Source organism: Martelella limonii (assembly GCF_013344475.1).
GTDB lineage: Bacteria > Pseudomonadota > Alphaproteobacteria > Rhizobiales > Rhizobiaceae > Martelella > Martelella limonii.
The window spans coordinates 374,134-398,317 of record NZ_JABUOU010000004.1; the positions used below are offsets into that span (position 1 = coordinate 374,134).

A 24,184-nucleotide genomic window follows, 5' to 3' on the forward strand; every position below is an offset into this window, starting at 1 on the left:
GCCTTAAGCCTCCGCCAGAAACGGATCGGCATCAAGCCGAACGGGGCCGGAGAAACGCATCTCGCTGAAGCCGGTGAGGTCAAGCGGCTCATGGGTCGCCGCAATCACGATGCCGCCTGCGGCAAGATGCGCATTCATGAGGGCGGTGAAGACCGCCTTCGCTGCGGCGTCGAGCGCTGCCGTCGGCTCATCCAGAAGCCAGACCGGTCGATGGCTGCACAAAAGCCGCGCAAACGCGATCCGCCGCTTCTGGCCGGCTGAAAGATAGCCGAACGGAAGGTCGAGCACGTCGCAAAGCCCGACAGCCTCGGCCGCTGCCTCTACCGCGACGCCTTTGCCGCCGGCAAAATCGCCCATCAGCGCCTTCCAGAAGGCAAGATTTTCGCGTGCGGACATCTCCGTCTTCATGGCATTCTGGTGGGAAAGATAATGGACGGCCACGGCAAGCGGCTCGCCCTTCCCGCCCGCATCGGCAAAAAACAGGGCCGAGCCTTCGGCTGCGCCGACCAGCCCGAGCAGGGCGCGGATCGCGGTCGACTTGCCCGCCCCGTTTGCACCGGTTAGAAGCAGCGCCTGACCGCCTTCCAGCGACAGCGACAACCCGTTGAAGATCAGCTTGTCGCCGCGGCGCACGGTCAGATCATCGGCCCTGACGGCAATTGTCATGCTGTGTCTCACCCTTCACCAAGGCGTGGCCGTGCGAGACGGCAAATTTAAAAAAAATTCAAATTTAATCGCAAGTTGTTCTGGCACCCTTCTTAGAAATTATCTATACAATGCGCAACCACGCCAGCGGCCGGCGTGAAACACATCCTAGCGCCGAACATGGGGCCTTGCGTCCCACGTGCGGACAGCGGAAATGGTCGCACCCGCATCCTGATGTCGTTGTACATAGGCGTTCGCACGGCTTGTATAGGCCAATCAGAATGAGCGGGGTTTTATCCGTGGCTAAATCACTGGACAGTTTTGAATGTCGTTCCACACTTGAGGTGGACGGAAAAGAATATGTTTACTTCAGCCTGCCGAAGGCCGAGGCAAACGGGCTTGAAGGCGTTTCCAAGCTGCCCTTTTCCATGAAGGTCCTGCTTGAAAACCTGCTTCGCAACGAAGACGGCCGTTCGGTCAAGAAGGACGACATTCTCGCCGTCGCCAAGTGGCTTTCCGACAAGGGCACCGCCGGCGCCGAAATCGCCTACCGCCCGGCCCGCGTTCTGATGCAGGACTTCACCGGCGTTCCCGCCGTCGTCGACCTCGCTGCCATGCGTGACGGTATCGTCAACCTCGGCGGCGACCCGGAAAAGATCAACCCGCTCGTTCCCGTCGATCTCGTCATCGACCACTCGGTCATCGTCGACGAGTTCGGCACCCCGCAGGCCTTCGCCAACAATGTCGAGCTTGAATACCAGCGCAACGGCGAACGCTACCGCTTCCTGAAGTGGGGCCAGCAGGCATTCAAGAACTTCCGCGTCGTGCCCCCCGGCACCGGCATCTGCCACCAGGTCAACCTCGAATATCTCGGCCAGACCGTCTGGACCAAGGACGAGGACGGCGCCACGGTTGCCTATCCCGACACCTGCGTCGGCACCGACAGCCACACCACCATGATCAACGGTCTCGGCGTTCTCGGCTGGGGCGTCGGCGGTATCGAGGCGGAAGCCGCGATGCTCGGCCAGCCGGTTTCGATGCTGCTGCCGGAAGTCATCGGCTTCAAGCTCACCGGCCACCTCAAGGAAGGCGTCACCGCCACCGACCTCGTGCTCACCGTCGTGCAGATGCTGCGCAAGAAGGGCGTCGTCTCCAAGTTCGTCGAATTCTACGGCAACGGCCTCGACAACATGACGCTCGCCGACCGCGCCACCATCGGCAACATGGGCCCGGAATACGGCGCCACCTGCGGCTTCTTCCCGGTCGACACCGAGACGCTCCGCTACCTCGACATGTCGGGCCGCACCAAGGACCGGATCGCTCTGGTTGAAGCCTATTCCAAGGCTCAAGGGATGTTCCGCGACAATGACGGTTCGGACCTCGTCTTCACCGACACGCTCGAACTCGACCTCGGCGACGTTGTGCCGTCGATGGCCGGCCCGAAGCGTCCGGAAGGCCGCATCGCGCTCGAAAACATCGCCTCCGGCTTCGCCGAAGCGATGGTCGACATGTACAAGAAGGACGCCGCCGAACTCGACAAGCGCTATGCCGTCGAGGGCACGGATTACGATCTCGGCCATGGCGACGTCGCGATTGCCGCGATCACGTCCTGCACCAACACCTCGAACCCGTCCGTTCTGATCGCTGCAGGCCTGCTTGCCCGCAACGCGGTCGCCAAGGGCCTGAAGTCGAAGCCTTGGGTCAAGACCTCGCTCGCACCCGGATCGCAGGTCGTTGCCGAATATCTCGAAAAGGCCGGTCTCCAGAAGGACCTCGATGCGCTCGGCTTCAACCTTGTCGGTTTCGGCTGCACCACCTGCATCGGCAATTCCGGTCCGCTGCCGGCCCCGGTCTCCAAGACCATCAACGACAAGGGCCTGATCGCCGCCGGCGTCCTGTCGGGCAACCGCAACTTCGAAGGCCGTATCTCGCCGGACGTCCAGGCAAACTACCTCGCCTCCCCGCCGCTGGTCGTCGCCCACGCGCTCGCCGGCACGGTGAAGAAGGACCTGACCACCGAGCCGCTTGGTGAAGACCAGGACGGCAACCCGGTTTACCTGAAGGACATCTGGCCGTCCTCGAAGGAAGTGCAGGAGACGATCGAGAAATACGTCACCCGCGAACTCTACGAGACCAAGTATGCCGACGTCTTCAAGGGCGATGCAAACTGGCAGGCGGTGAAGATCCCGGACGGCCAGACCTATGCCTGGGACGACGATTCCACCTATGTCCAGAACCCGCCCTATTTCGTCGGCATGACGCAGACGCCAGGCGGCGTTTCCGACATCAAGGGCGCCCGCATCCTGGGTCTCTTCGGCGATAAGATCACGACCGACCACATCTCCCCGGCCGGTTCGATCAAGGCGGCCTCGCCCGCCGGTGAATATCTCATCGGTCACGGCGTCGGCGTTGCCGACTTCAACCAGTACGGCACGCGCCGCGGCAACCATGAAGTGATGATGCGCGGCACCTTCGCCAACATCCGCATCCGCAACCACATGCTCGGCCCGAACGGCAAGGAAGGTGGCTACACCATCCACTATCCGTCCAAGGAAGAGATGTCGATCTTCGACGCGGCGATGGAATACAAGAAGGAAGGCGTTCCGCTCGTCATCTTCGCCGGCGGCGAATATGGCAACGGCTCCTCCCGTGACTGGGCCGCCAAGGGCACCAACCTGCTTGGCGTCCGCGCCGTGATTGCCGAGAGCTACGAGCGTATCCACCGCTCGAACCTCGTCGGCATGGGCGTCATTCCGTTCACGCTGGAAGACGGTGCAAGCTGGGAAAGCCTTGGCCTGAAGGGCGACGAGACCGTCTCGATCGAAGGCCTCGCCGACATCAAGCCGCGTGAGAAGAAGGTGGCCAAGGTCACGTTCGCCGACGGCACGGAGAAGGACATCCCGATCCTCTGCCGCATCGACACGCTCGACGAACTCACCTACGTCAACAATGGCGGCATCCTGCAGACCGTTCTGCGCGATCTCGCGGCGTAAGGCTGAGGCCATCAATAGGAATGAAAACCGGGCGGCGCGAGCTGCCCGGTTTTTGTTTATCTCGAGAGCCAATACCCGCTGTTAAAATTCAGGCGGCCTCATCGAGCAATCCGGCTTCAATGATAGCCAAAAGGCGCCGAACATCTTCGGCGGTTAGGTCAGAATCCAAATCCCCATGGATAAGCCTGTTCCTTCGGTTGGAGAGCGCCCTCAGGGCATCGGCTTCGGTAGGTGTGAAGTACCCATCCTGAGCAAGCACCTCCACAATACGTCCCGGACTTTGTGGTTTTTCAAATTGTGTCGCGCTAGTGGCACGTGCCAAAGCTTCGAGACTTGCCCAAGCCAGCAGAAAGGCAGCCTGCGGGTGCTTTTCTGCGAGCTCATTCACCTCGCTCAACCGACGCTTTACAACATCTAGAGAAACTGACGGAAGTGCATTCGCCTCCGAACTGTCGAGAGCGACGAGACGTAGTTTCCAATCAGGGTGGTCCGCCAGCAGTTCCGACCATCGCTTGGCCGACCCGCCTTCAGGTTCTGCTCGCTTCTTCACCTCTACGATCAGTTTCTCGCCATTCTTCAAAGCGATTATATCCGGCTGCATGGTCTTCAAAAAGTCAGGGACAACCGGTCCACGCGGTTCAATAAATACTCTGAATCCTTCGCTCTCCAGCCTTTCAGCGATGTTTTCAAGCACTTGCGATTCAATGGTCGATCTCATTGGCCCATATCCTCAAAAGGATCGTTTGAAATCCGAATATATAGCACCGGCCGATCAGCTTCCAGCGCATCGAACAACGTCTGAGACGGACCATCAAATACGACAGGCATATCGGGCTCGAATTTCTGCACCACAATGCGCTCCACTTGAGCATCATCGAGATAGATATGATTGCAGAAGGCATCGAGTATAGGTTTCACGATGTTATCGATGTCGGCGGTCATCCGAGTTTCTGGAAAGTAGCTGAGCTTGACCGATATTCGTCCATCAGTTGCAAAGTGATTTTCAGGCAGAACTTTTCTGCTTGCGGCTCGGAGCCTATCTTTCCACTCTTGCAAGGCTTTAGCCCGCTTTGCCTGGAATGAGAGGGCTGTACCAAGCACGAAAAACTCAATCGGAAAAATCAGTTCCACATATCTCCCCGATCGCGGTGCGAAAATCTACCAACAAATCTAGACACAATTCCGATCACAGTAACCATTTTCCATTGATAAGAAACTTTCAAGCAATTTCGAGGGCAATCGTTATAAACAGATCATAGCCGCAGAGGTTAAGATAGCCCCCTTTCCAAGACCCACATCCAACCGATAACGTGTTCAAGGTTGCAGCGCACATCGCACTAGTGACTGGCCCATTTCGGGCACCGGCCTAACCCGCAATATAGCCGTTTCGGAAGTTGCAAATCCTTCACAATTAAAACCGGAACGATGCGCGCACGTGCGCGTTGAGCCGCTAAGAGGCACCACCCGCGGAGCAACACGTGAGCGACAGCACCGAGCAAGACCCGCAATCGCTGAGCGGCATCACCCAGGCAGCGCTCGACCATACCGACGGCGAGCAGGTTTCGGTGGATGACATGCTCTCGACCTTCGGATCCGCCTCCTTCGTGCCACTCCTGATTTTGCCGTCGCTGCTGGTCATGTCGCCGCTCGGGGGCGTGCCCGGTCTTTCATCGCTGTTCGGCATCATGATCGTGCTGATCGCAGGCCAGCGACTGATCGGCCAAAAGAGCATCTGGCTTCCCGGCTTCATCCGACATCGCTCGGTCGAAAGCGGCAAGGCAGAGAAAGCAATGAACAAGATACTGCCGCTCGCACGCTTTATCGACCGGCACTCTCACAAGCGCCTTCCGTTCCTGTTCCGCGATCCGCTCAGTCTCGTCCTGCCGCTGGCCTGTGTTCTGGCTGGCGCCATGATGCCTGTCCTTGAGCTTGTTCCGTTTGCCTCGGCCTTCCTGGGATTGGCGGTAACACTGATTGCCTATTCCATCCTCAGCCACGACGGGCTTTTTGCGATTCTGGCAATTATTCCAGTGGCTGGCGCCATGTGGGTGGGCAAGTCACTACTCCTTTAGCAAGACACGTCTTTCTCACCCCATCGTGACTTTCCGTTGATTTCGGATGGCGCTAGATTGATGATCGTGTCTGGGAAGCGTTGGCCGACAGCGCAACTTAACCATTGTGAACCGGTAAAGGCTCCTGCCGTGCTGAAGCAGACGATCATATCGGCCGCCGTAATGGCGGCATTCGCAGCCGCCTCGGCGCATGCGGGCGAAATAAAGAATCCGATTGGCGTGATCGAGCTCTTCACCTCGCAGGGCTGCTCCTCCTGCCCGCCGGCCGACAAGGCAGCGGCGAAACTTGCCGATGGCACGGACATCATCGTGCTCTCCTATCATGTCGACTACTGGAACTATCTCGGCTGGACCGATGCCATGAGCAGCGCCGAAAACACCGAGCGGCAATATGGCTACAGCGCCGCCCTCGGGCGCTCCGGCGTCTATACCCCGCAGGCGGTCATCAATGGCCGCGCCGAAATGGTCGGCTCCGGCCTCGGCACGGTCGATGCTACGCTTTTGAAGATGAAGAACGAAGGTGAAGGCCTGACCGTTCCCGTCAGCGTGAACAAGACCAGCAACGAAGTCTCGATCAATATCGGCGCCGGCAAGGGCAAGGCCGATGTCCTGGTGGTCTATCTCAAGAGCCATGAGCAGGTTGAGATCAAGGATGGCGAGAACGAGGGCAAGACGATCGACTACCGCAACATCGTCACCGACGTTCAGACCGTCGGCATGTGGAACGGAGAGGCGACCACGATCACGCTCCCCGCGCGCGTTCTCGGCCCGCGCGAAAGCAATGGTTGCGCGATCCTGCTTCAGGCAAGTGACGAGAGCGGCAATCCCGGCGCCATTCTCGGCGCGACATTGATGACCGCCCACTGAAGCCTGGCCCTCAACCCGCGCCTGCCCGACTTTCCGGGTTTCCGGCCGGAAAAATTAACAACTTGTTTACCATGTTGAGCGCATCTTTCCGGCCATGGTTTTGATGCGGTCTTGCGCGCCGGGGGACGTCCGATCGAGTGCAACCGCCAACGATCGGGTGACGGGCATGGCGCAGGCGCGAATGACGGACGACAGGGGTGAGGCAAGACCCGGTCTGAGTGCGCTCAGCCAGACGATCGAAGGCCTTGAGGCCCGTCTCAACGAAATGATGCAGGCCCGCGCCGCAGGCGCTCCCGCGCGCCGCAGCCCTCCCGAATTCCGCGAAAGCCCCCCGCCCTTCCGCGAGACAGCCCCGCGCGAGCGCCGTCCCCAGCTTGAACCCGGCAATCCGCGAATCGACGCGGAACTGCGCGACATTGCGCGCACGCTCAAGGACCTGCGCCAGTCCGTGCGCGAGGATTTCACCGCCAGCCTGCGCGACGAGCTTTCCGGACTTCACGGCATGCTGTCCCAGATCGAGCGCCAGACCGACACCCGCGCGATCGACGATGAAACCCGCAGCGAACTGTTGCGCATTTCCGAAGGCGTCGACTGGCTCTTGAGCAATGCGGCAGCCGACGACGACAGCCGTCTTATGGCCGAGTTCGACCATCTGCAGCAGCTCCTGCGCGGCCTTGCCGATGCCAAGAGCGTGTCCCGGCTCGAAAACAAGTTCGACAAGCTCGAACGCCAGATTGCCCCCTTCGACCCGGCACGGCTCGATCTCGAACTGACGGCGCTGGCGCGCGGTCTCGATGATGTGCGCCGGGTGCTGGAAGCCAATGAAACCGGCCAGAACCTTCAGGAAATCGAAGCCCGCATGATCGATCTTGCAGGCGCGATGGAGGTGCTGTCGACCCGGATGCCGGCGGCGGGCGAGCGGCTTGATGGCCAGATGCACGCGATCGAACGCCGCATCGAGGATATCGACCGCAATCTGGAGCGGATCGGCCGGAGACAGACAGAAGCAACCCGCGATCCCGCCGTCGAGCGGCTGGAAGCCCGCCTTGGCGATCTCTCCAATGCGGTTGCCGCGGTCGACTGGCAGATGCGCGATCAGTCGAACAAGCAGTCGACGCTTCTGGAAAATCTCGATGCCGTCGCGCGCAGGCTGGAAAGCAGCGACGCGGCCGATACCCATCTGCGCCTCGAAGCCCGCATCGAAAAGCTCGCCTCCGCCGTGGAGCGGCTCGGTGCGGACCGCCATTTCCTCGGCGAGGCCATGGCAACGCTTTCGGACAAGGTCGGCGACATCGACCTCAAAAACGTCGAGCGCCGCATCGCAGCCAAGCTGGAAAGCCTTGGCGCGGCAGGGCTCAACGATGCCGATCGCCGTGACATCCGCAACCAGATTGCAGAGCTTTCGGCCGTGATCGAAAACCACGAGCCCCGTGGCATCCAGGAGGCGATCAACCGCATCAACGATAAGGTATCGAAGATCGATATCGCCGGTGCGGAGCGGCGGATTTCCGCCCGCCTCGACACCATCGGCACTGCCGGTCTGGGCGAAAATGACCGCCGCGAGATCCGCGACCGTTTCGACAAGCTCTCCGGCCTCATCGAAAGCCGCGATCCGCGCGATATCGAAGCTGCGGTCAACCAGATTAACGACAATATCGCTCGCATCGATCTCGCAGGCGCCGAACGCCGCATCGCCGCACGACTCGACACGATCGGCACTGCCGGAATGAGCGATGCGGACCGTCGCGAAATCCGAGACCAGATCGGCAAGCTTGCGGCGCTGATCGAAGGCCGAGACACCGGCGCCATCGAAGCCGCCATCAGCCAGATCAACGACAATATCGCTCGCATCGATCTCGCGGGCACCGAACGCCGCATCGCCGCACGCCTCGACACGATCGGCACTGCCGGAATGAGCGATGCGGACCGCCGCGAGATCCGAGACCAGATCGGCAAGCTTGCGGCCCTGATCGAAGGCCGAGACACCGGCGCCATCGAAGCCGCCATCAGCCAGATCAACGACAATATCGCTCGCATTGATCTCGCAGGCGCCGAACGCCGCATCGCCGCACGCCTCGACACCATCGGCACTGCCGGAATGAGCGATGCGGACCGTCGCGAGATCCGAGACCAGATCGGCAAGCTTGAGGCCCTGATCGAAGGCCGCGACACCGGCGCCATCGAAGCCTCGGTCAACCGGCTCAACGACAATCTTGCGGGTCTCGACCTCAAGGGTGCCGAACAACGGCTGGGGCAGAAGCTCGAGGCGCTTTCCGAAAGCGGCTTCGGCCCGGAAGACCGGCGCGCCCTGAAGGGCCAGCTCGCCGGCCTCTCGGCGCTGATCGAAAATCGCCGCGGGATCGAACCGGAAGCGCTCGAGGATGCGGTTACACGCATCAATGCGACGGTCGGGAATCTCGATCTCTCCGCAACGGAGCGCAGGCTTTCAGCCCAGATCGCCGCGATCCCGGCCCCAGTGGCCGATACCGAACTGCACAGCAAGCTCGAAGCGAGCCTTGCTGCAGAAGGCCGCCTTGCCGCCCGTCTCGACGCTCTTGACGTCAAGGGACTGGAAGAGCGCCTGTCGCTGAAGATCGCCGCCGTCGAGCAGAACGGCGCGGAATCCCGCCTTTCGGCGCAGCTTTCAGCCCTTGCCACCCAGCTGGAGACAAGCCGCCGGACGGAAAACGCTCCGGAATTGCAGCGGCTCGAACGCCAGATTGCCGAGTTGACGGCACTGATGCACCGGCCGGAACCCAAACTTCCGCTCGGCGAACTCGAAAGCCGGATCGGCGCGCGCATTGATGCGCTGTCGGCCAGCAATGACGATTTCATCATCGAAGCGGCCCAGCACGCAGCCGAAGCGGCGCTGAAAACCTTCGAGGCCGACCGCAAGGGCGAGACCGACGAGCATATCGAGGTCATCAGGCAGCTTGCCGCCGATCTCAAGGCGCTCAACCAGCCCGACGGAAAAAAAAACGATGGATTCCAGACAACGCTGAAGACCATCGCCGGGCATCTGAATCAGATGCCGCTGGCCGCCAAGGCGGAAGCTGAGCCGCAGGCTGCGCCCCATAGCGCCCATGTCGGGCCGCCCGCCTTCGAAACCCGCTTTAGCCAGAGCGCGCAAGCTCCGAAGGATGACAGCGACGAGGTGATGGATATCCTGACGCGCGTGCGCGCCACCAGGGATGACCATCGCCCTCTGTCCCATGGCCCGGTCCTGCCGGTCCATGAACGCCCGCACACGGAATTCAGGAAACGCGAACCGCAGGAGCCCGCAGGCGTCAGAAGCCAGGGTCTCGGTCCGCGCACCTCCCGCGCCGATCTGATCGCCGCGGCCCGCCGGGCGGTCACGACCGCGGTTGCCGATACCGAGGCGGTAGACGAAGAAAGCGAGCCGGCACGGAAAGGCGACGGCTTTTCACGCCGGCCGGTCTATCTTGCGGCAGGCGCGATCCTGCTCGCAATCATGGCCTATCCGCTGCTCACCGATCTCGGTCGCGACCGCGAGACCATCCTGGCCGCGACGCAATCGCTGGAAGCGGCAAACCTCAGACGCGAGACGCCTACCGTGGCACCGGTCGCCGTCGCCAACGCCGCGCCCGCAAAAAGCCAGGGTACGATCGACCTCACCATAAAGCCCGCCGCCAAGGCCAGTTTCGCGGCCGAGCCCGAAGCCAGGCCGGTCAGCGCCTTCAGCATGGTCGAGACCGATGACAGCATCATCACCGGCAGCATCGGCAAAACCGCCGCCGGCACAGAGCGCCCGCGCCTTGCCGATACATCGCCCAAGGCTGCGGAAAAGCTGAAAAAGGCGGCCGAAGCACTCGAAAACAAGGCAGAAGACCTGGTCGAAACGGCATCGGTCACGACCAAGGACGTGCTCGAACTGCTGAACGCACCGGTAAAGGCTCCGGCGCCCGCAATCACGGAAGCGCCGAAACAGCCCGAAGACGATAGCCCTGTTGCGGCAAAGCCCCCCGAAGCGCCCGCAGCGCAAGCCTCCGCCGACATGCCTGAAGCCACGCAGATCGCGCCCGAGACAGAGGCTGTTGCGGGCACGCAGGCAGAGCCCGAGACCATGCGCCCGATCACGGCGGAACTGCCGGCGGGCCTTGAAACGGAGGCGCTGGCAGAGGCAGCGCGCGCGGGCAACCCCGCCGCCCTTTACGAGATCGGCCTTCGCTATCTTGACGGCCTGGGCTTCAAGCAGGATTTCTCCAAGGCCGCCTTCTGGTTCGAGCTTTCAGCAGAACGCGGCTCCGCGCCCGCGGCCTTCCAGCTCGGAAGCCTTTACGAAAAAGGCACCGGCGTCGATCAGGATGCGGCAAAGGCCGTTTCGCTCTACCGTGAGGCGGCAGAGAAGGGCAATGTCAGCGCCATGCACAATCTCGCCGTCATGAGCGCCAATGGCGCCGCTGGCGGCAAGCCCGATTTTGAAGCGGCGGGTGAATGGTTCAAGAAGGCTGCCGATCGCGGCGTGGCCGACAGCCAGTTCAACCTCGCCATCCTCCATGCGCGTGGTGCGGGCGTCGAGGCCGACCTCACACAATCCTACAAGTGGTTTGCCGTTGCCGCCCGAGAGGGCGACGCAGACGCCGAAAAGCGCCGCGACGAAGTGGCCGAGGCCCTGAGCGATGCCGACCTCAAGCGCGCAAAGGCTCTGGCCGACGACTTCAAGCCTTTGCCGCTCGATGAAACCGCCAACCGTCTTTCAAGCCCCAAGGATTGGATGCCCGACGCGCTGGTGGCAAAGGCCGCGCCTCTCGACAAGGAGACCGTGGTCCGCGACATTCAGGCGATCCTCAACAGGAACGGCTATGATGCAGGCCCGGTTGACGGCGAACTCGGCGCCAAGACGGATGCGGCGATCCGCGCTTTCCAGCAGGCGAACGGCTTCAAGGCGGATGGCGCCATCACGCCGGATCTGGTCAAGGCATTGCTCGCTCGCAACAACGCCTGAACAGAAATCGAAATTCACGGCTTTGCGAATTGACTTGCCAGCCTATGAGTCGCAGAAAGTAAGCACTTGATGAAGAGGCTGGATTCAACATCCGGCCCAGACGCTATTGGGGATACGCGTGTCGATCTACCTGCCGATCGCCGAACTTTCGGTCAATATTTTCGTGATCCTCGGCATGGGCGCGGCGGTCGGTTTCCTGTCCGGCATGTTTGGCGTCGGCGGCGGCTTCCTGATCACGCCGCTTCTGATCTTCTACCAGATCCCCCCTGTCGTCGCGGTTGCCACCGGCGCAAGCCAGGTCGTAGCCTCCTCCGTCTCGGGCACGCTCACCCATTTCCGGCGGGGCACGCTGGACATGAAGCTCGGCACGGTGCTGCTCACCGGCGGTCTGGTTGGTGCGACAATCGGCATCTGGCTTTTCTCGCTCTTGCGTGACCTCGGCCAGCTCGACCTCGTCATCTCGCTGCTTTACGTCGTGCTGCTGTCGTCGATCGGCGGGCTGATGCTGGTGGAAAGCATCCGCGCGATCCGGCGCAGTGCCAAACAGCAATCCGTCCCGCTGCGCAAGCCCGGCCAGCACAACTGGGTCCACCGCCTGCCCTTCAAGATGCGCTTCAAGAAATCGAAGCTTTATCTCAGTGTCATCCCGGTCTTCACGCTTGGCGGAGTGATCGGCGTTCTCACCTCGTCACTTGGTATCGGAGGCGGCTTCATCATGGTGCCGGCGATGATCTACCTGCTCAGGATCCCGACCAATATCGTGGTCGGCACCTCGCTGTTCCAGATCATCTTCGTGTCCGCCTACACCACCGTGGTGCAGGCAAAAACCAATTTTTCGGTCGATATCGTGCTTGCCACCATCCTGATGCTCTCGAGCGTCGTCGGCGCCCAGTATGGCGTGCGCGTCGGCCAGAAGCTGAAGGGCGAGCAGTTGCGCGCGCTGCTTGCAATCCTCATCCTTGCCGTTGGCGTCCGGCTTGCCTTTGGCCTGGTTTCCATGCCGGCCGATCTCTTCTCGGTCGTCTTCGAGGGGGCGCCGCAATGATCCGCAGCACCCTCCTCGTTCTCGCAGGCCTCATCCTACCCGCTGCCGCCGCCGCCCAGCAGCAGGAAACGCTCGAGATCGGCACCTCGACCAGCCAGATCGCGATCACATCGGATTTTTCCGGCGCGGATCTCACGGTGTTCGGGGCCATCAACGACGCCGATCCGATGGTCCTTTCAAAGGGCGGATACGATATTGTCGTGATCCTGGAAGGCCCGAAGGCCGAAGCCGACGTACGCCGAAAGGAACGGATCTTCGGCATCTGGGTCAACCGCCAGACGGTTACCTTCGAGCATGTGCCGCGCTCCTACTCGATTTCGAGCACGCGGGCGCTCGATCAGGTGACATCGCCGCAAACGCTGAATTCGGAAGGGATCGGGGTCTCGCATCTGCGCATCTCGCCAGTCGGCTATTTCGGCGATGCGAGTGAAGTCGCAACCTTTCGCGAGGCGATGCTCCGGCTGAACGCCGGCGACGATCTCTACGAAAACGAACCGGACGGCGTCACCTTCGTCTCCAACAGCCTGTTTCGCGCAAGCCTCAGGCTTTCCGTGAACATTCCCCAGGGTACCCACACGGTCGAGGCCTATCTGTTCAAGAATGGCCGACAGATCGCCACGGAAAGACTGCCGCTGAAGGTGGTCAAGACCGGGCTTGAGGCGCAGCTCACCACGGCCGCCCACGAATACCCGTTGTTCTACGGTCTCGGCACCGTGCTGATCGCACTGCTTTCGGGCTGGTTTGCAAGCCTGGTGTTCAGGAAGAACTGATCTCGGGGGCGTTCAGGAGCCGCTCAAGCGTGGTTTTGCCGAGTGCGCTCATCGCCGGATTGCTGGTGCGGTAATACCAGACAAGACCGATTGCCTGCTGGAACGCCCAGGCAGCGCCCCGTTGCCATTCGATATCGCCGGAGCCAAGCGCATCCCGCAGCAGCTGGCGCCGCGGCGCGTCGAGCATGTGCCAGCCCGCAACGAGGTCGAGCGCCGGATCTGCCGGACCGAAGGCGCCGCCATCGAGCAGGCCGGCAAGGCGTCCGCCCCGCACCAGAATATTGCCGGGGATCAGGTCGCGATGGCTCATCACGTCGGCGCCCTCGCGCGGCAACTGCCTGAGCCGCTCCCAGAGCGTGCGCAGACGGGGAACGTCGAGCAGCCCCTCGCTATTTCTGAAACAGGTTTCGACCCATGCCGCGTGATGTTTGAGGTCCCCACCCCGCCCATTCCCATCAAAACGGCGGCCGCGCGTGTCGGCCGCGCGCAACCGCGTGATCAGACTGGCAAGATCGCCTGCAAAATCACGCGACGCCTGAAGCATGCCGGGCGTTGCGACCGTGCCCGGAAGAAATGTCTGCATCGCCCAGAACAGTGGATAGCCCTCTCCCGGCGAACCGATGCCCAGCGGTTCGGGTACAGGAACGGGCGCGCAGGCGGCCAGTTCGCAAAGGGCTTCTGCCTCTGCAGCCAGTTTCTGGCGACACGCATCCGCGTCTGCGGCGCGGCGTGGGAAGCGCGCCACCGCGATATCGGCGATACGGTAAATCGCATGATCCGTGCCGCCCTCGAGGACCTTCAGCGGCAGGCCGGCAAACTGCGGAAACTGCGTCTCGATCAGCCGGCACGCTGCGGCAAGGCTGATCGGTACGGTATCGGCGTGCATCAGCCGGCAAGCGCTGCAAAGGGCAGCGAATAGACCCGTTCCGGCCCCAGCATGTGGACATGGAGCCTTGCTCGGTCGAAAAGGCCGGAAAATGCGCTGTGTCGCAGGTCGAGCCCGCCGCGCGTGGTAGAGAAGGCCGGCAGCATCAGCCGCCGATGATCCGCAGCAAAGCAGGGACGCCTGACGGACTTGCCGGGACGGGTCAGCACTGCGGACGGGTGAAGATGTCCGCAGATTTCAGCATCGCCCTTGCCGGCCGGTTCATGGCGGAAGGTCAGTCCCTCGAAGTGCCAGACATCGAACACCGCACCCGGCAGGCTTCCAACGCCATCGGGATCGTGATTGCCGTTGATCCATATCCATTCATGGCTTTCGGCAAGCGCCGAGAGCGTGGCACGCGTCTCGTCCGGCATGTCGCGCGCGCCGACGCGATCATGGAAATTGTCGCCGAGAGAGACAACGCGCGCGGGCCGGTAGCGCGCGATCACGGCGCCAAGCGCTGCGAGCGTGCGGCCTGTATCATAGGGCGGCAGGAAGAAGCCGCGGCGCGCATGCGCGGCACCGCGCTCGAGGTGAAGGTCGGAGACGACAAGAAGATCGAGTTCCGGAAAAAACGCCGCACCCGCAGCATCGAAGGCGACGGCGTGGCCCGCAAAGCGGAACAGGCGGGCAGCGGTCGCATCCCGTTCCATCACCTCAATGTTCATTCGCCTGCCTCTTCATGCATCATGTCCGCCATCTCGAGCGCATCCGCCAGTTCATCGGCTGCCTGCTGCAGCACCGCATCACCGGCCCCGCCATTGACGCTTTCCCGGCCGATTTCCATCAGCACCGGCACGGCCAGCGGTGACACCCGCTTGAGCCGGTAGTGGGTGAGATAGCCCTTGATTCGTTCCAGCATTGTGCCAAGGCGGGCAATGTCCAGCAAGCCGGCCGCCGCATCCGCCCGCGTTGCCTGCAGCAGGATATGGTCGGGCTCATGGCTGCGAAGCACGTCATAAATAAGGTCGGCCGAAACCGTCATCTGCCGTCCGGTCTTTTCCTTGCCCGGAAAACGCCGCTCGATCAGACCGGCAATGGTGGCGCAGGTGCGGAAGGTGCGCTTCAGCATGTAGCTCTCATCGAGCCAGGCCTCCAGATCGTCGCCCAGCATGTCCTCGTCGAACAGTTCCTTGAGATCGAGCGCGCCGCTTTCAAGCATTGCGCCCATATCCTCAAGCCCCCAGATCGCCAGCGAATAGTCGGTGGAGACGAAGCCCGTGGGGGACGCGCCCATGCGCTCCAGCCGCCGCGTTAAAAGCATGCCGAGCGTCTGGTGCGCGAGCCGCCCCTCGAACGGATAGGCAACCATGTAGAACCGGTTTTCGAGCGGAAAGGTCTCCACCAGCAATTCGCCCCGTTTCGGCAGATGCGAGTGCTGCTGCTGCAGCGCAAGCCATTCGCGCACCGGGCCGGGCAGAACCTTGCGGCGCTCGGCATCATCCAGCATCGCGCGCACGCCATCGGCAAGAAAGGTCGACAGCGGAAACTTGCCGCCGGCATAGGCCGGGATCTTGGCGTCCTTATCAAAGGCGACCGAGGCCAGGCATTCATTCTCGCGCACGCCCTCGAAGCGCAGCACCTTGCCGGAGAACAGGAAGGTATCGCCGGGCCGCAGCATCTCGATGAAATATTCCTCCACCTCGCCAAGCGTCGGCCCGCCGCGGAGCGGCCCGCTGCGCTTGCCCTGCCGCACCAACCGGATCTTCAGCATCGGCATCTCCACGATGGTGCCGAGATTGAGGCGGTACTGGCGGGCAAAATCCGGATGGGAAAGCCGCCACAGCCCGTCCTCCGTCTGGCGGATCTTGGCATAGCGCTCATAGGTTCTGAGCGCATAGCCGCCGGTCGCGACGAAATCAACGACGCGCGCGAAGGTGTCGCGGTCGAGATCGGTATAGGGCAGCGCCGTTCGCACCTCGTCATAAAGCTGATCGAGATCGAAGGGTTCGGCGCAGGCCATGCCGAGCACATGCTGGGCAAGCACGTCGAGCGCACCCTCCCCGATCGGCGGGGAATCCTGCGCGCCGACATAATTGGCGTCGAGCGCTGCCTGGCACTCCATCACCTCAAAGCGGTTGGCGGGCACAAGGATCGCCCGGCTCGGCTCGTCCATGCGGTGGTTCGCACGCCCGATGCGCTGCGCCAGCCGGCTTGCCCCCTTTGGCGCGCCGATATGCATGACGAGATCGATATCGCCCCAGTCGATGCCGAGATCGAGCGTGGACGTGGCGACGACGGCGCGAAGTTTTCCATCTGCCATCGCCGCTTCCACCTTGCGGCGCTGTGCCACATCGAGCGAACCGTGATGGAGCGCGATCGGCAGATTGTCGTCATTGATGCCCCAGAGCTCCTGGAACACGATCTCGGCCTGGGAGCGGGTGTTGACGAAGATCAGCGTCATCTTCCGCCGTTTCAGCTCCTCGTAGATATCGGGCGCTGCATAGCGCGCCGAATGTCCGGACCAGGGGATCCGCTCCGAGGCCTTCAGGATGGTAATCTCCGGTCGCGCGCCGCCCTTGACCGTGATCAGTCCGGCATGGGGCGGCTCGACCTCGCCGGTCTGCGCCACCAGCCAGCGCTGCAGCTCCATCGGGTCCGACACCGTGGCAGACAGGCCGATCGCCGTCAGCTCCGGTCTCAGCCGCCTCAGCCGCGCAAGCCCGAGCGATAGCAGATGGCCGCGCTTGGAGGTGACCAGCGAGTGCAGTTCGTCGAAGATCACATAGCGGAGATCCTCGAAGAAGCGGTCGGCATCCTTGCCGGCTATCAGCAAGGCGAGCTGTTCCGGCGTCGTCAGCAGGATGTCCGGGGGTTTCAGCTTCTGGCGCTGGCGCTTGGCCTGCGGCGTATCGCCGGTGCGGGTTTCCATGGTGATGGGAAGGGCGGTCTCGGTGACCGGCCGCTCCAGATTGCGCGCGATATCGACCGCCAGCGCCTTCAGCGGCGAGATATAGAGCGTGTGCACGCCCCTCGGCTTCAGCCCCGGCTTTCGCGGTCCGCGCCGGTCGAGATCGGCAAGTGCCGGCAGAAAACCCGCAAGCGTCTTGCCGGCGCCCGTCGGCGCGATCAGCAGCATGTCCTCGCCGGCGACGGCGCGGTGGAGCAGTTCAAGCTGATGCGGGCGCGGCTGCCAGCCTTTTCCGGCAAACCAGCGGCGGAAGCGCTCCGGCAATGTTTCCGTTTCGTTCATGGACGCACGATTGCAAGATTTATCGGCGAAAGCCAGAGCTTATTTCGGGTCTACATCGCGATATAGCGATCGCGGCGATGATTGACGGCCAAAACCAGATTGATGACCACGGCGCCTGCCACGGAGCATGCGATGATGAAGGGCGTGGCGACGAAAAAGGAGAGCGCCAGCACCATGCCGTCAAGCGCGAGCTGCACATAACCGGCCTTGAAACCGAACCGGTCCTGCAGATAGAGCGCGAGGATACCGAACCCGCCAAGGCTTGCCGCATGACGGAACAGGATCAGAAGCGCGGCGCCGACGATGATGCCGCCGAAAAGCGCGCCGACAAGAGGATCGGTCTCCCCGATCGTGATGAAATCCGGCAGGACCGCCGACAGCACGGAGGTGAGCGCCACGGCAAGGAATGTCTTGACCGTGAAGGCAAGGCCAAGGCGGCGCCAGGCGAAATAATAGAACGGCAGATTGACGAGAAAGAAGGCGAGGCCGAAATTCAGTCCGCTTGCATAGGTCAGAAGAAATCCGAGACCGGCGGTGCCGCCGGTCAGGAGCCCGCCTGCCTTCAGCACCGTCACGCCCAGCGCTGCGAGCATGGAGCCGGCTATGATTCCCTGCGCATCTTCCAGCACCGAATGGTTTTCGGAGCTCGACCGGATGATGGCTCTGAGGAAGCGATTTTCGGACAAGAAACGAAGGCCTCAAAAGAAAGGATCGGAGCATTTCTGCCCCGACCCCTTCATTGCCGAAAATTCTCAGCCGGTCAAACCGTTACACGACGTTGTCGCTATCGGCGCGACCGCCCTCGCCTTCCCAGTTGAGAATGCGGCGGTTGTCGCCTTCGGTAAACTTGCGGCGGATGCCGACGCCACCCTCTTCTTCTTCGGGAAGGAAGATGATCCCGAGCGCTTCCAGAGCGGATTTCAGCTTTTCGGCGGTCGTGTCGCCAAGCTCCGCTGTGCCGTTCTCGAATTCCTCGATCCGGTCTTCGGCAATGCCACTTTCATCTGAGAGCGCCTTGCGGTCGACCTCTGCGAGAATGCGGGCAGCGTGGCAAAGTGCGGGCGTGAAGGACATGAATGCCTCCTTTCGGTCTGTTCATCTGGTTCGAGGGTTAAACGCCCTCCGACCGCCAAGGGTTCCGATACCTTCTGCCGATACTTGCCGGCAGGCGCGATCCTTTCGCTCAGCGTTGCGCCAGAAACAGAATGCCGGGAACCGGCGCGCCCGCATCCTTCCTCAGCGCCGCGCGGCCATGGGCCTTGAGCGTAAAGCCGGTTTCGGCCAGCAGCGTCTCGACATAGCAAAAGGCATGGGCATATCGCAGCGATGGCAGCAGGGTGAAGGTTTCGCAATCGCCGCCATCCTCCACCGAAAACAGGAACAGGCCGCCCTGCGCAATCAGCGCATCGACATTGGCCATCAGGCTTTCAAGCGCGCCGAGATACATCAGCACGTCGGCAGCGACCACCAGATCGGCACGCTCGCGGGCAAACCCCTCGGAAAACAGACCGCTTTCGCGCGGCGAAAGCAGAAGATCGGCCTGGGTGAGATGGTCGTAAACGGCCTTTTCCTCCGCCTTGGCGAGCATGTTCAGCGAAAGGTCGAAACCCTCCAGCCGGTCGACGCGCCCGCAAAACGCCTCGCCCGAAAGCCCGGTGCCGCAGCCGAGGTCGACGCAAAGCCGGAACCGCTGATCGGGATCGGCAGCCCTTGCAAGCAGGCCGGCAAGTCTGGCGGGCGCATTGTAGTCGAGCCGTTCGGTCAGCGCCGCATCGAAATGATCGGCGTAGGAATCAAACAGCGCCTCGACATAACGGCCCGGCGGATGGGCGGGCGGTTCGGCAGCACCCAGAACCGCAAGCTTCAGGCTTGCGGCAAACACATCGTCCTTGTCCTCGCCGTCCAGCCGCTCCAGCGTCCGGATCGCGGCCTGGATATCCCCGGCGCGCTCGCGATAAGTGGCAAGAAGCGCAAGGCCCGCCGTCCAGTCGGGACAAAGTTCCAGCGCCTGCGCCATCACCTCGGCGGCGGCTGCGTGATCGCCTGCCTCGTCCAGCATGCGTGCATAATCGGCGCGGCGATCTGCAATCAGATCACCCGAGGAATGGGATAGAACGCTCATCTGTCAATGGAACCGGCTTGAAACTGAGCGCCAATGTCGCCTTTTCTCGCCAAAAGCAAGCGGAATCGACAGGCGGTTTTGTTCTTGAATGCGCCGCAAACCCCCTTTATCTAGCCGGGGAAAGGGAGAGCACAATGAGCAACAACGTCAACAGGTTTCTGGGCGGCACCGTGATCGGCACGATCGTCAGGCTGCTGGTGGTCTCGCTGATCGTCGGCTTCATCCTGTCGGCGCTCGGCATCCACCCGCTCGACATCTATTACGGCATTGCCGATTTCTTCGCAGGCCTCTGGCATCGCGGCTTTGCAGCGCTCGGCGAGGTCGGTCGTTATTTCGTGCTGGGCGCGCTCATCGTCGTGCCCCTGTTCCTGATCATCCGCATCGTGAGCTATCGCCGTTGACCGCACCTTCGATCATATCCCCGCTCTCCCGCCGCGTCCTTCTCCTGGGCGGTCTTGCCGCCGGGCTTTCCGCCTGCAGCCCGTTCTTTTCCGGGGGCATTCCCGATGGCGATGTCGATGCGGAAGGCGTGACCGCGACATTCCTGCCCTGGGTCAACGATCTGCGCCAAGGCCGGGGACTCTCGCGCCTTTCCGCCTCGCGCGCCTGCGAAAATGCGGCGATCGATCAGGCAAGCCGGATGGCGCTTGCCAACAGGATGAACCATATCACCGGATCGGAAAGCGTGCTCGCCCGCTTCAAGCGCATGGGCCTGCCGCTGCCGGCGGCCGAGAACATCGCGATGCAGCAGCGCACGCCCGAACGGGCGTTCCAGGCCTGGGTCAATTCGCCGGGACACCTGAAGAACATGTTGGGAAATTATTCCCATATCGGCGTTGCCCGCGCCGTCAGCCCCAATTCCGGCAATACCCCGTTCTGGGCCATGTGCCTCAGCCAGTAGCCGATCAGAACGGTTTTGCCGCCCATTCGGCAGTGCCGCTGTCGCGCAATCCACGCGGCGTGGAAACGCCCGCCTCACGCATCGCGGCGATGATCGCCGAAAGACTGTCCTCGATCAGCTGCGGACCTTCATAGGTGAGCCCCGAATAGATCTGCACCAGATCCGCACCGGCGCGGATCTTTTCGACCGCGCGGGCGCCCGACGACACCCCGCCGACGCCGATGATCGCGCGCTCCGGCCCAAGCCGTTGCCTGACCCGCGCCAGCAGCGCCGTGGAGCGCTCGAACAGCGGCTTTCCGGAAAGGCCGCCTGCCTCGCGGGCGAGATCGGCTTCCACAAGACCCTCACGCGACAGTGTCGTATTCGAAACGATGACGCCGTCGAGCGTGCTTCTCAGCACCTCCGCGATCACGTCGTCGAGCCCTTCTTCCGTCAGGTCGGGCGCGATCTTCAGGAATACCGGAACCCGCCGGCTCGCTTTCTCGCGCGCCTCACCGACGGCATCGAGCAGGCTCGCAAGCTGGGCGCGGGCCTGAAGGTCGCGCAGGCCCGGCGTGTTGGGCGAGGAGATGTTGACGGTGAGATAATCGGCAAGGCCTGCAAACCGGCCGATGCCTTGAACATAATCGGCGATGCGATCGCCGGAGGTCTTGTTGGCACCGATATTGACCCCGACAATGCCCTGAAAGCGGCGGTTCTTCAGACGCTCGGCAAGGGCCGCGTGGCCGTCATTGTTGAAGCCCATCCGGTTGATCACGGCCTCGTCCCTGACGAGCCGGAACAGCCTCGGCTTGTCATTGCCGGCCTGCGGTAGCGGCGTGACCGTTCCGGCCTCTGCATGGCCAAAGCCGAGCTTCAGGAGCCCAGAGAGCGCTTCGCCATTCTTGTCGAGACCGGCCGCAACACCGAGCGGATTGGCAAAGGAAAGACCCGCAACGACGGTTGCAAGCCTTGCCTCCCGCGCATGACGCGCGCCCGGCAGGAGGCCGGTACGGATCGCCTTCAGCGTCAGGCCGTGGGCAAGCTCGGGATCGAGCGCGAAGGCGGCACGGCGACCACCCAATCTGTAAAGATCGATCATCCGAGCAACCCCGCAAAATCGTGGCGACCGTTGGCGGAAAGCGGCAACGGCCGATCCCAGAGAACGGCATCAAGCGGAAGGTCGCCGTAAAGATGGGGAAACAGCGCTCCCCCGCGCGACGGCTCATATTTCAGCTGAGCGCCGAGCACGGCCGGATCGACCGCAACCAGATAAAGGTCGGTCTTTCCGGCAAAATGCCGGGCTGCGGTTTCCGACAGCTGATCAGCCGTTGAAAAATGGATGAAGCCATCGGCAATATCCACCGGCGCGCCCGTAAACACGCCTGTCTCCCTTGCCACCAGCCATTCATTGGCCGTGACGATCTTGAATATCGGTTGTTCCGTCATTGTCCGCTCTACCGCCTGTGTCTGAGGCCGGTTTGGCAAAGAGCGGGACAAATGTCCATCGGTGGCGCCGCCTGAAAGCCTGAACACTGGAAAAATACGCCTTTTGTCGTGACTGGACGCTTTTATGGGTTGCTAAGCGGGGCTGACGGCGACCATAAAGAGCAACAGCTTTATTGTTTCGCGGATCAACAATAATCCCGAACCAGGCCGAATGTTCAGGAACCGCCTTTGGGAGGAGGCCAGGATGACCGGACAGACAATTCTGATCGCTGACGACCACCCGCTTTTCCGCAGCGCCCTCAAGCAGGCGATCGGCGGGATGGCCACGACTTACGATGTGGTCGAGGCCGGAGACTTCGAAACCGCCCAGCAGGCCGCCCGCGACACGCCCGAGGCCGAACTGATGCTGCTTGATCTTGCCATGCCCGGCGTCAGCGGCTTTTCCGGACTGATCACGCTGCGCTCGGAATTTTCGAGCCTGCCGATCGTGGTGATTTCGGGCAGCGATGACGACGACACCATCCGACGATCGCTCGCGCTTGGCGCCTCCGGCTTCATCTCCAAATCCGTCGGCATCGACGAACTGCGCACCGGCATCAGCACGGTTCTCGCCGGGGAGGTCTACACGCCCAAATCGTTCGGCGGCGGAGAGGAGAGCGATCCCGATATCGCCGACATGCTGCAGCGCCTGCAAACGCTCACGCCCCAGCAGTCGCGCGTGCTGCGCATGCTGTGCGAGGGGCTCTTGAACAAGCAGATCGCCTACGAGCTCAACGTTTCGGAAGCCACCGTCAAGGCCCATGTTTCCGCGATCCTCCTGAAGCTCAATGTCGACAGTCGCACGCAGGCGGTGATCCAGCTCGGCAAGGTCAACATGGCAATGGTGGCCTGAGGGGGACAGGATTTTATTCCTGTCCGGCTTTACGCTCCGCCTGCCGTTACGCTATAGGTTCTATGGCGAGAAACGGACACCGGCGATGCTTGAGAAGCTCACACATGGCGAGATATGGAGCGCGATCGACCGGCTGGCCGAGCGCCACAAGCTGACCCCATCCGGCCTTGCGCGCAAGGCAGGCCTCGACCCGACCACCTTCAACAAGTCGAAACGGCGCGCCGCCGACGGGCGCGAGCGGTGGCCGTCAATGGAATCCTTTGCCAAGATCCTGGCAGCCACCAACACCTCGATGAGCGATTTCATCGGCGAAATGCCGGCTGTCGAGCCGCCCGCGCGCGCGCCCGTGGGCGCGTTCCCGCCGCAGCCTTCGACCATCCCGCTTCTGGGGCTTGCCCGCGCGGGCACCGGCGGGTTCTTCGACGATGGCGGTTTTCCCGTCGGCCAGGGCTGGGACGAGGTCGATTTCCCAGCACCCGCCCGCACCGCGCAGGGGATCTACGCGCTCGAAGTGCAGGGCGACAGCATGTTGCCGCTTTACCGCGACGGCGATGTCCTGATCGTGGAGGCGAGCGCCGACACCCGCAAGGGTGATCGGGTGGTGGTGCGCACACGCGACGGTGAGGTGCTGGCCAAGGTGCTGGTGCGCCGCACGACCCGCCAGATCGAGCTGATGTCGATCAACCCGGACCATGAGAACATCGTCTTCGACCTTTCAGAGGTCGAATGGATCGCCCGCATCCTGTGGGCCAGTCAGTAATTCCCGCGACCGAGTCACACGCAGATGTCACAATCCACCCCCCGCGCCGAGATCACCCATTATGATGCGCTTGTCTATGTGATGGTGATGGCCTCTGCCGTCGACAGTGCGATGAGCGATACCGAGCTTGAGCGCATCGGACAGATTGCCCGTTCGCTGCCGGTTTTCGACGGTTTCGATGACGATCTCCTGACCGAAATCGCCCGCGACTGCGCAAATATCCTGTCGGGGCCGGAAGGCATGGATATCGCCCTCGAAATCATCCGCGACGCGCTTCCGAAGAGACTTTACGACACGGCCTACGCGCTCGCTGTCGAGATCATGTCGGTAGACCGGGTGGTGAGCGCCGAGGAAATCCGCCTTCTGCAACTGATCCGCGACCGGCTGCATCTGGACAAGCTCACCTGCGCGGCAATCGAACGCGGCGCGATCGCCCGCTACCGACCGGCCTGAGACAGGGCTTTCGCAATCGCGCCCGCACGCACAGCTTTATCTTTCAAATTGCTAAATGCGTTTGAATCTCGGCATATAAGAACATCATCAATTAATGAAGTATCAGACTCTCGCCCAATGCCATAATTACTTGTTGTAATTTTCTCCGGCAG

Annotated in this window: 22 protein-coding genes; 11 read left to right on the forward strand and 11 right to left on the reverse strand. The window is 62.2% G+C overall.

Features of this window, described 5'->3' with window-relative positions; all coding sequences use genetic code 11:
- Positions 1-3: 3 nt before the first annotated feature.
- On the reverse strand, positions 4-666 hold the full coding sequence (gene ccmA, locus HPQ62_RS11585; RefSeq protein ID WP_194246316.1) for a heme ABC exporter ATP-binding protein CcmA: 663 nt from the start codon (positions 664-666) through the stop codon (positions 4-6).
- 278 nt (positions 667-944) lie between these two features.
- On the opposite strand from ccmA, the gene acnA reads away from it, so the two are divergent.
- On the forward strand, positions 945-3,638 hold the full coding sequence (acnA, locus tag HPQ62_RS11590; protein ID WP_174802698.1) for an aconitate hydratase AcnA: 2,694 nt from the start codon (positions 945-947) through the stop codon (positions 3,636-3,638).
- Between the two features lie 88 nt (positions 3,639-3,726).
- On the opposite strand, the gene HPQ62_RS11595 is transcribed toward acnA, so the two are convergent.
- Both HPQ62_RS11595 and HPQ62_RS11600 read right to left on the reverse strand, forming a co-directional pair.
- Positions 3,727-4,356 carry a hypothetical protein gene (locus tag HPQ62_RS11595; protein WP_174802699.1) on the reverse strand — a complete coding sequence of 210 codons (630 nt, stop codon included), beginning with the start codon at positions 4,354-4,356 and terminating at the stop codon, positions 3,727-3,729.
- A complete protein-coding gene (locus tag HPQ62_RS11600; protein ID WP_174802700.1) occupies positions 4,353-4,769 on the reverse strand; it encodes a RusA family crossover junction endodeoxyribonuclease in 417 nt (138 codons plus the stop codon). Before HPQ62_RS11600 ends, HPQ62_RS11595 begins: the two co-directional genes overlap by 4 nt.
- Before the next feature lie 347 nt (positions 4,770-5,116).
- On the opposite strand from HPQ62_RS11600, the gene HPQ62_RS11605 reads away from it, so the two are divergent.
- The 5 genes from HPQ62_RS11605 to HPQ62_RS11625 all read left to right on the forward strand — a co-directional run bounded on the left by HPQ62_RS11605 (position 5,117) and on the right by HPQ62_RS11625 (position 13,358).
- Entirely contained in the window at positions 5,117-5,710 is a 594-nt protein-coding gene (locus HPQ62_RS11605) for an exopolysaccharide biosynthesis protein (RefSeq protein ID WP_174802701.1), read from the forward strand.
- Between the two features lie 162 nt (positions 5,711-5,872).
- Positions 5,873-6,577, forward strand: coding sequence for a DUF1223 domain-containing protein (locus HPQ62_RS11610; protein WP_244629661.1), 705 nt, complete (start codon positions 5,873-5,875; stop codon positions 6,575-6,577).
- Between the two features lie 166 nt (positions 6,578-6,743).
- On the forward strand, positions 6,744-11,543 hold the full coding sequence (locus tag HPQ62_RS11615) for a peptidoglycan-binding protein (protein WP_174802703.1): 4,800 nt from the start codon (positions 6,744-6,746) through the stop codon (positions 11,541-11,543).
- Positions 11,544-11,661: 118 nt separating this feature from the next.
- Positions 11,662-12,588 carry a TSUP family transporter gene (locus HPQ62_RS11620; protein ID WP_174802704.1) on the forward strand — a complete coding sequence of 309 codons (927 nt, stop codon included), beginning with the start codon at positions 11,662-11,664 and terminating at the stop codon, positions 12,586-12,588.
- The gene (locus tag HPQ62_RS11625; RefSeq protein ID WP_174802705.1) at positions 12,585-13,358 is read left to right on the forward strand and encodes a TIGR02186 family protein; all 774 of its coding nucleotides are present in this window, start codon (positions 12,585-12,587) and stop codon (positions 13,356-13,358) included. Before HPQ62_RS11620 ends, HPQ62_RS11625 begins: the two co-directional genes overlap by 4 nt.
- Here HPQ62_RS11625 and HPQ62_RS11630 read toward each other — a convergent pair.
- The 6 genes from HPQ62_RS11630 to HPQ62_RS11655 all read right to left on the reverse strand — a co-directional run bounded on the left by HPQ62_RS11630 (position 13,345) and on the right by HPQ62_RS11655 (position 19,598).
- Positions 13,345-14,244, reverse strand: a complete 900-nt coding sequence (locus HPQ62_RS11630; RefSeq protein ID WP_174802706.1) for an aminoglycoside phosphotransferase family protein — start codon at positions 14,242-14,244, stop codon at positions 13,345-13,347. The genes HPQ62_RS11625 and HPQ62_RS11630 overlap by 14 nt on opposite strands.
- On the reverse strand, positions 14,244-14,951 hold the full coding sequence (pdeM, locus tag HPQ62_RS11635) for a ligase-associated DNA damage response endonuclease PdeM (RefSeq protein ID WP_174802707.1): 708 nt from the start codon (positions 14,949-14,951) through the stop codon (positions 14,244-14,246). Before pdeM ends, HPQ62_RS11630 begins: the two co-directional genes overlap by 1 nt.
- Positions 14,948-17,476, reverse strand: coding sequence for a ligase-associated DNA damage response DEXH box helicase (locus tag HPQ62_RS11640; protein WP_174802708.1), 2,529 nt, complete (start codon positions 17,474-17,476; stop codon positions 14,948-14,950). The genes pdeM and HPQ62_RS11640 overlap by 4 nt, the downstream gene beginning before the upstream one ends.
- A 50-nt stretch (positions 17,477-17,526) precedes the next feature.
- Complete coding sequence (locus HPQ62_RS11645) at positions 17,527-18,162, reverse strand: YitT family protein (protein ID WP_174802709.1); 636 nt, start codon at positions 18,160-18,162, stop codon at positions 17,527-17,529.
- A gap of 82 nt (positions 18,163-18,244) precedes the next feature.
- Entirely contained in the window at positions 18,245-18,550 is a 306-nt protein-coding gene (locus HPQ62_RS11650) for an XRE family transcriptional regulator (RefSeq protein WP_174802710.1), read from the reverse strand.
- 109 nt (positions 18,551-18,659) lie between these two features.
- Positions 18,660-19,598: a class I SAM-dependent DNA methyltransferase gene (locus HPQ62_RS11655; RefSeq protein WP_174802711.1), complete on the reverse strand. Its 939-nt coding sequence runs from the start codon at positions 19,596-19,598 to the stop codon at positions 18,660-18,662.
- Positions 19,599-19,732: 134 nt separating this feature from the next.
- On the opposite strand from HPQ62_RS11655, the gene HPQ62_RS11660 reads away from it, so the two are divergent.
- Complete coding sequence (locus HPQ62_RS11660; protein WP_174802712.1) at positions 19,733-19,999, forward strand: DUF6460 domain-containing protein; 267 nt, start codon at positions 19,733-19,735, stop codon at positions 19,997-19,999.
- Complete coding sequence (locus HPQ62_RS11665; RefSeq protein WP_194246319.1) at positions 19,996-20,499, forward strand: CAP domain-containing protein; 504 nt, start codon at positions 19,996-19,998, stop codon at positions 20,497-20,499. Before HPQ62_RS11660 ends, HPQ62_RS11665 begins: the two co-directional genes overlap by 4 nt.
- A 4-nt stretch (positions 20,500-20,503) precedes the next feature.
- Here HPQ62_RS11665 and HPQ62_RS11670 read toward each other — a convergent pair whose 3' ends face one another.
- Together HPQ62_RS11670 and HPQ62_RS11675 are read right to left on the reverse strand one after the other, a co-directional pair.
- On the reverse strand, positions 20,504-21,580 hold the full coding sequence (locus HPQ62_RS11670) for a quinone-dependent dihydroorotate dehydrogenase (protein WP_174802713.1): 1,077 nt from the start codon (positions 21,578-21,580) through the stop codon (positions 20,504-20,506).
- The gene (locus HPQ62_RS11675; protein WP_174802714.1) at positions 21,577-21,927 is read right to left on the reverse strand and encodes a DUF952 domain-containing protein; all 351 of its coding nucleotides are present in this window, start codon (positions 21,925-21,927) and stop codon (positions 21,577-21,579) included. Before HPQ62_RS11675 ends, HPQ62_RS11670 begins: the two co-directional genes overlap by 4 nt.
- Positions 21,928-22,171: 244 nt before the next feature.
- Here HPQ62_RS11675 and HPQ62_RS11680 point away from each other — a divergent pair, with 244 nt between their 5' ends.
- The 3 genes from HPQ62_RS11680 (at position 22,172) to HPQ62_RS11690 (ending at position 24,032) form a co-directional block, all read left to right on the forward strand.
- A complete protein-coding gene (locus tag HPQ62_RS11680; protein WP_174802715.1) occupies positions 22,172-22,819 on the forward strand; it encodes a response regulator in 648 nt (215 codons plus the stop codon).
- Positions 22,820-22,904: 85 nt separating this feature from the next.
- Positions 22,905-23,579: a S24 family peptidase gene (locus tag HPQ62_RS11685; RefSeq protein ID WP_174802716.1), complete on the forward strand. Its 675-nt coding sequence runs from the start codon at positions 22,905-22,907 to the stop codon at positions 23,577-23,579.
- Between the two features lie 24 nt (positions 23,580-23,603).
- Positions 23,604-24,032 carry a tellurite resistance TerB family protein gene (locus tag HPQ62_RS11690; RefSeq protein ID WP_174802717.1) on the forward strand — a complete coding sequence of 143 codons (429 nt, stop codon included), beginning with the start codon at positions 23,604-23,606 and terminating at the stop codon, positions 24,030-24,032.
- Positions 24,033-24,184 lie beyond the last annotated feature (152 nt).